The sequence below is a fragment of the Stenotrophomonas sp. STEN087 genome, from assembly GCF_056759115.1.
This window is the reverse complement of the sequence record NZ_JBRRCR010000035.1, coordinates 1-12,727: the sequence shown is the minus strand read 5'-3', so window position 1 is coordinate 12,727 and position 12,727 is coordinate 1. Positions and strand designations below refer to the sequence as shown.

Genomic DNA, 12,727 nt, shown 5'->3' with positions numbered 1-12,727 from the left:
CACGGTTTGGTGGCGGCCGGCCGGGCAAAGAAAAAGGCAGGGTCTGCACCCTGCCTTTTCACGCGGGAAGCCGCCGGGCATGGCCCGGCGCTACCGATCACATCACAGCTGGATGCGCGCCACGCTTTCTTCCGAGCCCTTGGCATCCTTCTCGCCGTTCTTGATGCTCACGAACAGCACGTTGTTCTTCGCATCCAGGGCCAGGCTGTTCGGGTGGGTCGGCACCGCATAGGTGGCCACCTTCTTGTAGCTGGCGCTGTCATACGCGGTCACCGTGCCGCCTTCGCGGTTGGTCACGTACAGGCGCTTGCGCGGTGCATCCAGCAGGATGCCCAGCGGGCCGGCATCGGTGGGGATGCTCGCCAGTTCCTTGCCGGTGCTGCGGTCGAGCACCAGCACGCGCTGGCCCGGGTGCTTGCTGACGAAGCCCTCGCTGCTCTTGGTCACGTAGTTGCGGATCATCTCCGAGCCCTGGTCGGTCACGAACAGGCGCTTGCCGTCCGGGTCCAGCGCGATGTTCATCGGCTGCTCGGCGGCGATCTTGTGCTGGGCCACCACCTTCTTCGAATCGGTGCCCACCACCACCAGGTCGGCCAGCAGGTTGCTGGTGTAGACGCGCTTGTTGGCCGCATCCAGCGCCAGGCCCGGCGCCTTGGCCTTGCCCAGGCCCGGGATGGTGTCGATCAGCTTCAGCGTGGTGGTGTCCACCACGAACAGCACGCTGCCTTCGCCGGAATGGCCGGTGACGTACAGGCGGTTGGCGGCGCTGTCGACCACCAGCTCGCGCAGGTCATGGGTGTAGCCGGCCTTGCCGTCCTTGCCCACCTTCTTTTCCATCAGCTGCACGGTGCCGATGGCCTTGTTGTTCGCAGTGTCGACCACGGTCACCGAGGTGTCCACGGTGTTGCCCACGTACAGGCGGTTGTGCGCGTCATCCAGCACCACGCCGAAGCCCTTGCGCTCCAGCGGAATGCGGGTCTGCACGGCCAGCGTAGCCGGGTCCAGGCGCAGCACCTGGGCCGGGCCGGCGTTGTCGCCGAAGCCACCGGACGAGGCCACGAACACGGCGTTCTGGGTGGGGCTGTAGGCCAGCTCGTACAGGCCCTGGGCAATAGCCTGGCGCTGCACCGAGGTGCTGGCCGCGGTAGCAGCGGTCGCGTTATCGGCAAATGCCGCCGGGGCGCCGACGCTGAGCGAGATGGCAACGGCCAGGGCGGCCGAGCGGAAAACGGAAAGACGGGTCATGCGAGCATCCTTGAAAGGGCACGGGAGGGTGTCCTGGCTCGCTGGGCCGTTCTGCGACGGCCCGCCCCGCAACTGTCTGCGCGGGGTGGGCTGGCTGGGTAGCTGGGCAATGGTAGCAGCTGCGGGCTGTGGCGTCCGCCCACGCGTGCGTGGCTGCCGCCCGCGTTACTGCTCCTTCAACCGCAGCGAATCGGCCACATCCGTCTGCGCCGCCACTTCGGTGGGGATACTCGCGCGCCGATGCGCGGGGTCGTCACGGTCGCCCTGCACGATGAAGATGCTCTCGGCCGCATGCGCATCGCGGGTCGATCGGCTCAACAGCACGTGGTCCACGCGCGAGAGATTGTTCTGCTTGGCCAGCACCAGCAGGCTGGCGCTGATGCGCTGGCTGCTGTCATCAAACGTGCGGCCATGCGCGGCATCCAGCTCGGCCACTTTCTGGATCAGCTGTGCGAACAGGCGGTGGTCCGGATGCGAGGGATCCAGCAGCGTGCCGGCCACTTCCATCGGGCTCGGCGGCGGCTCGCCTTCCGCGCGGTCGCCCTGGCGATGATGCTCGGCCTCGCGCTCGGGCATCGGGTGATGGCTTTCGGCGTTCAGATCGCTGCCCGGGAACGGTGCGGCAATGCACTGGATTTCCGGCAGGTTGAACAGCACTGCGAATTCGCCCAGATCACTGCCACCATCCAGCGGCGCTGGCAGCGGGTGCAGGCCCGCGTAGTTCAGCGCGGCCCAGACGAAATCGCTGCAGCGGTTGATGGTGGCCGGGCGATCAACATCGAATTCAAACTCGGCCGGTTCCTCCGCGAAATCGCGCAGGCAGCCGTAATGCTCGGCGTTGATTTCCAGGGTGCGGCTGTAATACGGGTCGACGTGCTCGTCCACATCGTCGTGGCGCACCTGGGCGTACTGCACGCCCTTCGCGGTTTCACCGGGTGGCAGCCGCGGCGGCGCGAAGCCGTAGCTGTGGGTGTCCTCGCCCTCGGCAACCTGCAGATACATCTGCCCGCGCGGGGAGATGCCTCCGCTCTTCAGCGGGGTGCCCGGCGCAGCCAGGAAAACGGTCACCGTGTAGCGTGTTGCCTGCTCCATGCGTGCTCAGCCTTGTTGGGTACTGCGGTTCTGGCTGGATGATGGCATAGGTGGGTTGAGGGGCAGGTGGAGAGGCCGGCGTGGCCCGAGGCGGCTTGCTGAATGTGTGAACCAAGGAGCATTAATGGCCGCCGCCTGCCCACCCGAACGAACTCAAACGGTTGCCGCGTATAGTTGTCGGGTCGCTGTCGACACAGCTTCCATCGATGGCCCGCAATGACCAGATGGCACCACGCGCTCCTTCTTACGCTTGCCTTGGGCACCCACGCTTCCGCAGCCGTCGCAGAGCCGCAGGTCTCGGTGGACACCTTCATCCACGCCAGCGATAACCCTGGCAACGCGCCGCAGCAGCCGCCTGCCACGGTCCATGCGCCACCGCCGCGCACGCCCCCTGACAGCGTATGGGACAAACCTGTAGAGGTCGTGGTGATCGCCGACGTAGCGAGCACCGGGCACGTTGCGGCCGTAGACGTCGTCACCTCCAGCCGGCAGCGGGAGATCGACCGGGCAGCGCTTGAAGCGGTAAGGCAATGGCAGTTCGAGCCCACGCGTGTGGATGGTGAGGCGGTACCGGTCCGGGTTCGCGTGCGGGTGAGATTTGCCCGGCTCTAAGGCTTCCCAGCTGAGCAGGCTCACGGACACGCCTGCCAGGGTCGCCCGTTTTGCCCCATGGAGACGTCGCATGAGATGGAAGGTTGTCTGCTGCTCGGCAGCACTTCTTGTAACTACGAGCGCCCTGGCGCAGGTGCCGAATGCCAACACGGAAGAACGCAGGGAGATGCAGATTCTCGTGCACAATTACATGCGCGAACACCCGTCGGTTTCCGCCGATGAGGCAGCCACGCGTGTCGCGGTCCAGAGTGAGGTGATGCCAGACATTGAGGCGTTACAAGCCGAGTTTGCTGATCGGCTGACCGAACTGTCGATCAAGGACGCACCAGATCAACACATTCTGGTGCAGCTCAAAGGACCCGAAGGCGTGGCTGATCGGCTGATCAGGACCGAGAGCGGAGCCACCCGTGTGGTGTTCGACGTGGGCCACACGTACACCCGAAGTGAGTTCAGCGCTGTCCTTGCCAGGCATGGGCCGCTCTTCCACTGCGCGATACCGGGCATCACCGGGACCACCGGATTTCCGGGGGAGGAACGAGTGCTGATCGACATACAAGGCGACGAGGCCGAAGCGCAACGCCTGAAGGCCGCAGCCCAGAATCTCGAACGCATTACCGGACTGAGGATTGAGATCCGGCCCAGCATGCCGAAGTCAGTCAATGCGGAACGCGTTGGCAGGGCCTCGCTCCAGTCCAGTTGATGGCTACTGCGCCCCAAGACCTGACGTGCGCTTACGCGATTCAGTCCGTGGGAGAGACACACGGGCTTTTGCGTGCCACGTCAGTAGCCACCGCTCGCAGCCCGCATCTGGATGTCGTGTTGCACACGCTCGTCCTCCAGCTGCTGTTCCATCTGGTTGGCGATCAAGCGCTGCTGCGCCTCGCGGCTGACCACATCAAACTGCTGCATCGATTCTTCCGCTGACGTCTGCGCAGCCACTTCCGTAGGCATGCTTGCGCGATGGTGTGCCGGGTCTGCGGGCTCGCCCTGCACCAGGAACAACGTATGGCCTGCAGGATGCTCAGCGGTGGCATTGCTGACCAGCACGTGGTCCACCCGCTCCAGGTCGTTGTCCTTGGCCAGCACAGTCAGGCTGGCGGCCATGCGCTCGCTGGTGTGGTCGAAGCTTCGGCCATGTTTTGCATCCAGCGCCTCGATGCCCTGCCGGACCTGCAGGTACAGGGCATGGTCGGGATGGTCTGGCTGAGCTGGACCAAACACGGCGCCCGCAGGATGCGGCGTGGCGACCTTGGCATCCGTCCGTGGCTCAGCCTTCGCCGGCACCACATCCTCGGCGGTTGCAGTGGATGGGGCGGCGTCCTCGTACTGCGACGCTCTCTCGAACCGCTCAGCCACAGGCTCCACAACATTGTCCTGCGTACCGGGCGCTTCGGCTATGGCCGCGTGCTCAACAACCGGCGCACGAATCGCCTCTGGTGGAGGCTCAGGCACGACCGGTGTCACAGCCGCATGCTTCGGCTCAGGGGTAACGTGGCTCGGGGCCCGCTGTGCCTCCTGCGCATGTGCATGTTGGGGAGCGGCACCCGGGACGGCGGCCGCGTCCGCAGATGGCTCAGGCAGCGTTCGCGCCGCAGGCGTATCAGCCACCTCCCGCCCGCGCTCCTGCGCTTCGGCCTGCTGCGGCTCAGGACGACGCGGTGGCTCGGGCTCGCGACGCAGCTCGCGCCGCTCCTCCCGCCGGGCAATTTCGGGGGTCTCGCGCTCGGCGGCAGGCGCTGGTACCGCCACGGGCGGCACGGCTGCAGCAATGGGCTCAGAGGGAACAGGCACGCGGTGCTGGACCTGCTCGCTCTGGGCTTCTGCCAGCGCTTCATCGGCCTCCGTAGCCACCGGGGCACCGCGTTGAATCTGCTGGGCTGCCGCCAATGCGGCCTGGCCAGCATCCACCGTGGCCGCGCCTTGTCGGTTGGCCTCCTGCAGTGCCTGCTGATAGGCCTCCTGCTCGCGCGGCGACAGTGCTGCGATGCGCAGCTCAGGCGATTCAGGCACCGGGGCCTGCTGGGCGGCACGCTCACGCACTTCGCGCCACGCCGCCTGCAGTTCCTCGGTGGTCGTCGTCGCCACCGAATGGGCAACACCATCGGGGCCCACCTGGTAGTGGGTAATCGCGCGGGACTCTCCCGCATTGCCCTCAACCGCAGGCGCAAGCTGCTGCATTGTCGCGCCGGTGATGCCGTGCTGGGCACGCGTGCGCGCCGTCGCCAGCTCGATGGCCTCCATCCACTGCGGGGATGGTGAGATGCCAGCAGAGGCGTAGCCATGCCGCACCTCGTTCCGGTTCATCTCGGCATTTGTAGGTGCGGGGCGTGCATCAAGCGCGGCGAGGGTGCGGTCGAGGACCTCAATCGACGGCTGCTGGATCTTGCGCGTCGCCTCCAGCTCCAGCGCCATGTTGCCCTGAGCTACGCGTCCCTGGTGGGACCACGTTCCCGCATCGTCGCGCTGGTAGAGCACGTTGTCCGAACCAAGAATGGCGTCCGGCCGGGCGCGCGCCGCCTCTACAGCATCGGGCACCAGGGGCACAAAGTCGCTTGCTCGCGTGGCGGCACGATTCTCCAGGTAACTTGCTGCGATCGCCGCCTTGCCATGGGCGATGTTGTCCTCGATGCGCTGCACGGCCTGCTGGTTCAGCTCTGCGGCGCGTTCGGGGGTCGCTGTCTGGGTTTCGTACACGCCGCGATCATTCGCACCGACGACATCGGTCTTGATCTGGCGGGTCCACTGTTGGGTCTGGGCATCGCGATGCCAGTTTGGGTTGCCGAAGCCATTTCCTTCATCGCCGCGGCAGGAAGGTTGAAGGGATCCTGCGGTGCCGGCGCATCCTTCAGCGCCAGCTCCACTGCACGTACGCTGGCCTTCGCACCGAGTTCGCGCGCCTTTTCATAGCTCGCGCCGACACTGTGCTCGGTGGCAACCCCAGGGCCGGCAGCCGAGTTCTCCATCCTGGCCTGGCGCTGCCAGTTGTTGCCGTCAAATTTCCACTGCACGCCGGCATTGTCTTTCTGGTGATACACCGCGCGGTTGTCGAGCAGGTCGGCACCCTTGTCGAATGCCTTGCTCATGAACAACGCATCGGCCGCGACCACCGCCGCCGGCACGAAGCTGGACGTGCCGATCAGCGAGGCGGTTGCCATGCCTCCGAGCCAGCCACCGCCACTGCGTGCAACCGCGTGGTTGAACTCGGACTGGGCGGCCGTGCCGTTGCCCTGCTGCAGGTGTTCGGAGATGCGGCGCGTGGTGAGGATGGCGTCCGCGCCGGAGGCGAGCAGACCGCCGGAGCGGACCAGTTGGCTGGCGGAGGCTTCGCCGATGAGGAGGTCCATTGTTGCGAAGCCTTGGGCTCGCGGGACACGCAGTGGTTTTGCTGCTTCGACCCCCAGAGAATTCTCCACAATCGCGATACCGCGCGGCGTCATGGTCAGACGTCCGCTCTGATATGCGTTCGAGATCGCCTGAGAGAGGCCCTGCCGCTGCAAATCAACGTCTCCTCCTCGCGTTAGCGGGTTTGAAATAGTCTGAGCGTGCTGAACAGTGGTGACGACGCGCTGCTCCTCGTGAGTGACAGCAGCCCAACCATTGTCGACAGGTCTGAAGCTCTTCAACTGCTGAAGTTGCGGTGCATGAATCTGGCCGTATGCCGCCTCATTGAAGAAGAAGCTCTGAACCTGTGGCCGAATGTCATTGGACTTGAGACCGTGAGGGGCGTTTGTATACAGGTCACCATTGATCAGACCGACTCGAACGTTGTCCCGCAGGGCCTCAACCCGGCCGGTGATCCGCTGCAACGCCAACGGATCCCCATTGAGGGCGCTTGAACCGTCCGGGGTCTGCTCCAAACGCCTCAAGCGCTGCTGCAAGCCAATTTGATAGTCCGCAATCGGACCGCCGCTGTGCGGCGTGACGCCTAGTGTCTGGGCGAAGGCGGGATCAGCCGGCAGGAAGATTCGGTTCTCGGGTGCATGGATATTAAAGTACCTGCATCGGCCAGCGCCTTGAGCAAAGGACTACGCTCCAAAGTGCGCTGTTCAATGGCATGGTGATCCTGAAAAACCGGTCCATTGCGAGGCATTACTGAGGCTCCTTCCTGCTTTTCGACTTCTTGTCAGCTAGATGTCCGACGCATCAATGAACCACAGGCCATCCGCATCGCTGTCGACGGCTATGCCAGCCGCAGCGACCGCCTCCCGGAAGGCAAGATCACAGAAAACGGTTCCGTTGTAGGGAGTCCTGAAAACATGCGCTGCACCCAGCTTGCTACGGTCAAACGTGACGCTGGCACCCCCACCCAGGTCGTAGAACTTTCCATTGATGAATTCCTCTGATGTGTCTATCAGAAGAGTAGATGCGGCTTCATCAAGCGCGTCGACCACCGAAACGACAGTGCAGAGATAACGCGCTTCACCCTTGGCACCGCCTTCTACCAGGTAGTCAACCTCAGCAAAGGCGAAGGCCCCGGCATCGGTAGACTTCATGACGTCATGGAGCCGCTTCGAAACCAGCCAGTACCCGCTGAATCCCGGCTCAAGATCTTTCGGGGGCGGGCCATCGCCTGGGTCAAACTTCAAGCGCGGGACCTCTCGCAATGGCGGAATCCCTCCCTCTTCAGGGAGCAGAATCAGCCGGCGCGGTGAAAGGAGACGGTCAAGATTAGTGAAGGCAACGCCACAGCGTGGGCCGCTGACTGTACCTGCTTCGAGGATGAAGAATTCCCCGCGTCGGGGCCTCTTGTTTGAAGTCGATTCCATGTTCTTTCCCGATCAATCCAGCCAAAGGTTCTCGATGAAGAGCTTACCCTTCCCTCCACCTCGATCAATCTACCAACTCGCTATATGGGTTCTTGACCACACGCCTGATCTGCGTTTGCTGCGACGGGCTGCCTCAAGGTTCTGCCGCGTAAGAAATCCACGCGGACGTAGGCTAGATGCCTCTGGCAGCTACCTGAGGCTGAACAAACCTGCCTCGGCTTGGCGACAAGTAGCTCGTACGCGTCAGACACTTGCCGCGTCCTTGAATCTCAGACCGCACGTTCTACGTTCGTCGCCGATGCCAGCAGCCCGGATAGCATCCCGGAACATCCGGTCACAATAGACGAGATCCCCAGAATAAGGCGTTCGAAACACCCGCGCGCCGCCAATGACGTCTTTGTTGAATGCCAAGCTGGCCCCGCCGCGAAGATCATAGAATTTCCCACCGGAATAGTCCTCGTCGATGATCACCCTGAAAGTGGATGCGCCTTCGTCCACTGCATCCAGCTCGCGCACTACGTCACACAGATAGTAGGCAGGCCCGTCACTTCCATCCGGCAGACGGTAGTCGCACCTCAAGAATTCGAACGCGTCAGGATCAATGGCAAGGAATGCATTTTTCAGCCGCTCGGATACGAGCCAGTAGCCACTCATTCCTCCTTCAAGATCCTCTGGTGGGTCACCCAGCTCCTGCTTGAGGACAAGGCGAGGCCTCTCCTTAGAAGGCGGGAATCCCCGCCTCCGGCCGAAGAATCAGCCGGGGTGACTGCAGCAACTCGTCTTCATTCTCGATCTCAACCCCATGGCCTCTACCAGGCCTGGTGGTATCGGGCATCAGCAGGAAGAACTGCTCGCGCACAATGTGACTCATGTTTGGTAGCTCCATGCTGCGGATCCAGTCCTGGACGCCTGCTTCACCATGATCAGATGGCCGCCGCGTCGATCGTCGTGATACCACTGGTTCGCGCGTCGGCGGGAATCCCTGCCGCGCGCAGGGCATCCACGAAGCAGCGGTCAACAACGACAAACGTACTGAATGGCGTCAGGAACACGTGCGCATCCATCAACACCTCTGGCCTGAAGGTCAAGCTCGCGCCTCCGCCAATGGAGTAGAACTTTCCGTTTGCGAAATCGTCGTCCACCTCGATATCAAGCCGGGAGCGGACCTCGTCGAGCGCATCCAGCTCACGCACCACATCGCACAGGGAGTGTTCTGGGCCGGGGGAGCCATCGGCCAGAAGAATGTCGCACTCCGCAAACTCGAATGCGCCGGGGTCCACGGCTTCCATTGCCTGGCGCAGTCGCTGCGATACGAGCCAGTAGCCGCCGAAGCCCCCCTCCAGGTCGCGGGGAGTGGGCCCGCTGGAAGAGTCGAAGATGATGCGGGGGCGTTCGCGCAAGTTGGGAAAGCCCCCGCCATCCGGCCGTAGGATGAGGCGGGGCGGGGTCAGCAATGCCTGGAAGTTGTCGAATGTCGCGCCCCGGAATGGACGGTTGCTTTCGAGATCGGGGGCGAAGATGAAGTGCTCACCCGCCGCGGCTCCTTCTGGTTCCTTCGACTCCATTGCCTGCCTCCTTGGCATGGCTGCAATGCTGTCCGAGAAGCTTGCTCTCAAGAGGGGCTCTCGCGATAGGCCCACTTCTCCGATTCGGCTCAACCCGCCTGCATAGACGCCCGCGCCTGCTGGAGTGCTGGCTCCGCCTGCTGCACCGCCTGGACGCGCTCCTGCTGGGCCTGCGAAAGCTCCTCGACCTTGGCAAATGATTGCTCGACTGGTGTACGAGCGGCTTCTTCTACTGTCATCGAGGCGCGTACATGTGCCGGATCGCTGGGCTCACCCTGTACGACGAACAGCCTTTGTGCTGAGGCGTCGTTCGGCGCGTTTCCCAGCAACACATGGTCGACACGCTCAAGACCCGCCTCCTTGGCTGTAGCCAACAAGCTGGCGGAGAGACGCTCGCTGGTTTCGTCAGGCGTGCGGCTGTGCTTCTCATCGATGCCCGCCACGCCCTTGCGAATGGCATCCAGCATGAGGCGATCCTCTCCTTGCAGCTGCTCATCGCTGATGATCCGCTGCAGCAGCGTCCTGGCTGGCATCTCGTTTGTGTGTTGGTCGTTCAGCTCACTGCCGGGAAATGGATCGGGGATGCTGCGGATGTATTCCACGTTGGTGAGCGGCTTGATACCGCCCTCGAAATTCTTTTCCTGCACAGACCGGGTGTTGGTGCGATGAAGTCCGGCGTGATTCAGCGCGCCCCACGTGAAGTCAATGCAGCTGTTGCGCAAACCATCGTAGTCGGTGCTGAATCCATGGGCCTGGGTCGGTTACCAAAGTCCTTAAGCTTCTCGTACTGTTCCTTGGATATCTCCATCGTGCGTGAGTAGTAGGGCTCCTTGTACTCACGCACGTCAGAGTCATAAACCTTTCCGCGTCCCGAAGATGCACCATGGACTGCAGGTGCGAATCCGTAGCTTGCAGTTTCATGGCCATCGCTGATGCTGTAGTACATGTGGCCAGCGGCTGAGGTTCCTCCCTCCCGCAGCGGTGTCCCAGGTGCAGCGACGTACACCGTGACTTGATATCTGTCTTCCATGAAAGATCCTTACTTGGATTTGTGGCGATACGCGACCAGCAATTCCGCCGGGATCTTGGCAAGGTCCGGTTTCGGGTCGAGTATCTGGAAACTCAGTCGATACCGCCCAGGCGGCAGGTTTTCGGCCCAAGCAAGCGCCAGTTGTCTGTAGTCGCGTTGTGGATCAGCCAAGCCGGCATGTTCCAAGGGCAGGTCATCCACATCGTCCAGCCAGACGCGGGACACCTGGCCATCCGCTGCGACAGGCAGGGTTGTGGCCGAGCCGTCCCGGAGCTCCTCGACCCGAACCAGAGGAACGGGAGCGTCACCGTCATCTCCCTCGCGAATGAGCAGGACACGTGCAGGCACGCCTGCATTCTGAATCGAGGATGCGAGACCCCGCGAGACGGCTCCATCAGTCCCGCTCACACGGACCGCTACAAGCACCGTGGATGTCCCGCTCTTGCCCGGCGGATCCAGATGGAACGAAACCACCAGCGGCTCGGCCATCGCCACCAGGGCCAGCGGCCTTACTATCGGGACGCGATCTTGCTTGACTGCGGGTACAGAAGCCCCTCCAGGTGTCACGGTCTGCGCCTGGCAGGCGCTAAGCAGAAGGGCGACCAGACATAGGCTGCCGCTCAGTAAAAGTCGTCCCTGTCGACGCATCGTCTGTCACCGCTCCTACGGCCGTTGAGGCTTTGTTCTGCCAAGCGTCTCCTTATACACCGCAGACTGGTGGCGTTCCGCGATGGCGGTCACCTCACGCACGTACGCGTGCGCGCAAGCCCATTCACTGGTCAGTTCAACCAACGGCCAAGGTCTGGAATGAACTGCTAGCGCACCGATTGCGACACTGGGGGCGTATTCCCATATCGCATGTGCCCCGTCCCAGCCCATGAGACACCCCCACGTCATCCTCCCCTCCCCCCAGGAGGATGACCATGACCCCGATCGACGCCGAGTGGCTGGAAGACTTTGACCACGCCCTGCTGAGCCTGTTTGCCACCACCCACCGCGAGGCCGGCATAAATGCCTACCTGCTGAGCTGCTATGCCGATCTGGAACCGCGCGAGGCGGCCATGGCCTACGGCAACGACTACGACCTGGCCCGCACGCCGTTGCTATGGCCGGTGCCGGGATTGGTGCTGCACAGCTGAGTAGTGACGGCTTCACCCAGCCAGTCGTTGCCAGAGCGAGAAACCGGTAGCACTTCCAGCTGTTGAGGACCGCCGTTCTGAAGCCCCTCACGCCAAAGCCCATATAGTGACCAAGACGCCGCAATGGACTTGCTGATGATCAGTAATACACGAAGGTCGATCTTCCTTCACGCCGCCACGTGCGGATTCCTCGCTTTGTCAGCGCTGGGAGCAGGTTGCACACGCCTGCCAAGCGCACCAAGTGGAGCTGCCGGTGGTGAGCCGACCTCACCGACCGCTGAGCATTCATCCCGAATCAGCATGGCGGAGCTGGAGCGGCGAATTCTCTCCTACGCCGATTCCCTCAGGTCCCGGGCAGATATCAGTCCAGATACGTTCGGCCGAGCCATCGGCTTCACGCTTGAGCCCGTCGAAGGCAACAGCATCAAGAGCCAAGCCAAGAATCTTTCCGTCACGGAGGGCTACAGCTATGCAGCCTCGTACTTCTCCGTCGAATCTGCGTCTGACTATCCCAGGCACTCCATCATTTTCTATCAGCAAGGGAAGCCCTCCGTCACTGACTCGCCCGATGGGCTGTGCTACTGGGATGCTGAAGAGGCTGGGCATGCGTTGGAGCGCTTTGGCTATTCAGGCGGAGAGGAAGCGCCTTTCCAGAGAGGCGGCATCAGGCATTACTGGCGTCGCGGTAAAGATGGGACGCAGCAACTGAGCACCAGCCTGCTCACCTATCCGAGTGGCGTAACCTCCGGCGCAAGAACGTGTGTCTACGAAGTGCGATTTGGAGGAACTGACCGATGAAGGGCATCGAATCGGCAATTGAGCCACTACTGGCTGATCTGAGGTCGGACGAGCATCTGCCGCATGGCGCAGAGGAAGCCGTGCGACGCGCGATTGCAGAATCGCCTTACCTCAACCATCTTCTGGCAAACGCAGCGAAGGATGGACACGTTGCTCGGATAGCCGTGTCCCATGGCCATCACAATGGCGGGCACTTCCAGGACGCGGCGGAGAACAGTCCGCCCACCATCTTCATCAGCGCCTCGAACTTCAAAAGCTTTGAAAACACCGATCTCGTAGATCGGCTTACCGAAGTGCTTGGCCACGAGACCATGCACGGCATCCTTGCCGCAGAACGCAGGAAGTCACTGGAAGAGTTCAAGAGAACTTACGGGTTCTACCCCGATATCACGGACGGTTCTAAAAGAGCTGCAACCTTCTGATCCTGCCTGGCGACCCTTCGCCGCATCCTTGGGTTATGGCGTCGCTCGATGTAGTCAA

13 protein-coding genes and 1 pseudogene are annotated in these 12,727 nt (G+C 62.7%); 5 read left to right on the top strand and 9 right to left on the bottom strand.

Annotation, left to right across the window (positions count from 1 at the left end; all coding sequences use genetic code 11):
• Positions 1 to 102 precede the first annotated feature (102 nt).
• Positions 103 to 1,245 (bottom strand): YncE family protein, encoded by a 1,143-nt coding sequence (locus ACVOK1_RS11310; RefSeq protein WP_406233273.1) that lies wholly within the window; start codon positions 1,243 to 1,245, stop codon positions 103 to 105.
• Positions 1,246 to 1,410: 165 nt separating this feature from the next.
• Positions 1,411 to 2,337 (bottom strand): XVIPCD domain-containing protein, encoded by a 927-nt coding sequence (locus ACVOK1_RS11305; RefSeq protein ID WP_481562103.1) that lies wholly within the window; start codon positions 2,335 to 2,337, stop codon positions 1,411 to 1,413.
• Between the two features lie 300 nt (positions 2,338 to 2,637).
• On the opposite strand from ACVOK1_RS11305, the gene ACVOK1_RS11300 reads away from it, so the two are divergent.
• Together ACVOK1_RS11300 and ACVOK1_RS11295 are read left to right on the top strand one after the other, a co-directional pair.
• Positions 2,638 to 2,949, top strand: a complete 312-nt coding sequence (locus ACVOK1_RS11300) for an energy transducer TonB (RefSeq protein WP_481562102.1) — start codon at positions 2,638 to 2,640, stop codon at positions 2,947 to 2,949.
• A 70-nt stretch (positions 2,950 to 3,019) separates the two neighbouring features.
• Positions 3,020 to 3,649 carry a hypothetical protein gene (locus tag ACVOK1_RS11295; RefSeq protein ID WP_481562101.1) on the top strand — a complete coding sequence of 210 codons (630 nt, stop codon included), beginning with the start codon at positions 3,020 to 3,022 and terminating at the stop codon, positions 3,647 to 3,649.
• 80 nt (positions 3,650 to 3,729) lie between these two features.
• On the opposite strand, the gene ACVOK1_RS11290 is transcribed toward ACVOK1_RS11295, so the two are convergent.
• From ACVOK1_RS11290 to ACVOK1_RS11260, 7 genes and pseudogenes are all read right to left on the bottom strand, one after another.
• Positions 3,730 to 5,643: an XVIPCD domain-containing protein gene (locus ACVOK1_RS11290; protein ID WP_481562100.1), complete on the bottom strand. Its 1,914-nt coding sequence runs from the start codon at positions 5,641 to 5,643 to the stop codon at positions 3,730 to 3,732.
• Positions 5,598 to 6,827 (bottom strand): hypothetical protein, encoded by a 1,230-nt coding sequence (locus ACVOK1_RS11285; RefSeq protein WP_481562099.1) that lies wholly within the window; start codon positions 6,825 to 6,827, stop codon positions 5,598 to 5,600. Before ACVOK1_RS11285 ends, ACVOK1_RS11290 begins: the two co-directional genes overlap by 46 nt.
• Before the next feature lie 249 nt (positions 6,828 to 7,076).
• Positions 7,077 to 7,715, bottom strand: coding sequence for an imm11 family protein (locus ACVOK1_RS11280; protein WP_481562098.1), 639 nt, complete (start codon positions 7,713 to 7,715; stop codon positions 7,077 to 7,079).
• A gap of 243 nt (positions 7,716 to 7,958) precedes the next feature.
• Positions 7,959 to 8,601: pseudogene (locus tag ACVOK1_RS11275) on the bottom strand (imm11 family protein).
• A 37-nt stretch (positions 8,602 to 8,638) separates the two neighbouring features.
• A complete protein-coding gene (locus ACVOK1_RS11270) occupies positions 8,639 to 9,280 on the bottom strand; it encodes a DUF1629 domain-containing protein (RefSeq protein ID WP_481562097.1) in 642 nt (213 codons plus the stop codon).
• 89 nt (positions 9,281 to 9,369) lie between these two features.
• Positions 9,370 to 10,002: an XVIPCD domain-containing protein gene (locus ACVOK1_RS11265; protein WP_481562096.1), complete on the bottom strand. Its 633-nt coding sequence runs from the start codon at positions 10,000 to 10,002 to the stop codon at positions 9,370 to 9,372.
• 317 nt (positions 10,003 to 10,319) lie between these two features.
• Positions 10,320 to 10,799, bottom strand: coding sequence for a hypothetical protein (locus ACVOK1_RS11260; protein ID WP_481562095.1), 480 nt, complete (start codon positions 10,797 to 10,799; stop codon positions 10,320 to 10,322).
• Positions 10,800 to 11,233: 434 nt separating this feature from the next.
• Between ACVOK1_RS11260 and ACVOK1_RS11255 the strand changes: the two genes are divergently transcribed.
• The 3 genes from ACVOK1_RS11255 (at position 11,234) to ACVOK1_RS11245 (ending at position 12,669) form a co-directional block, all read left to right on the top strand.
• Positions 11,234 to 11,449 carry a hypothetical protein gene (locus ACVOK1_RS11255; RefSeq protein WP_481562094.1) on the top strand — a complete coding sequence of 72 codons (216 nt, stop codon included), beginning with the start codon at positions 11,234 to 11,236 and terminating at the stop codon, positions 11,447 to 11,449.
• 123 nt (positions 11,450 to 11,572) lie between these two features.
• Complete coding sequence (locus ACVOK1_RS11250; protein WP_481562092.1) at positions 11,573 to 12,247, top strand: hypothetical protein; 675 nt, start codon at positions 11,573 to 11,575, stop codon at positions 12,245 to 12,247.
• A complete protein-coding gene (locus tag ACVOK1_RS11245; RefSeq protein ID WP_481562091.1) occupies positions 12,244 to 12,669 on the top strand; it encodes a hypothetical protein in 426 nt (141 codons plus the stop codon). The genes ACVOK1_RS11250 and ACVOK1_RS11245 overlap by 4 nt, the downstream gene beginning before the upstream one ends.
• Positions 12,670 to 12,727: the final 58 nt, after the last annotated feature.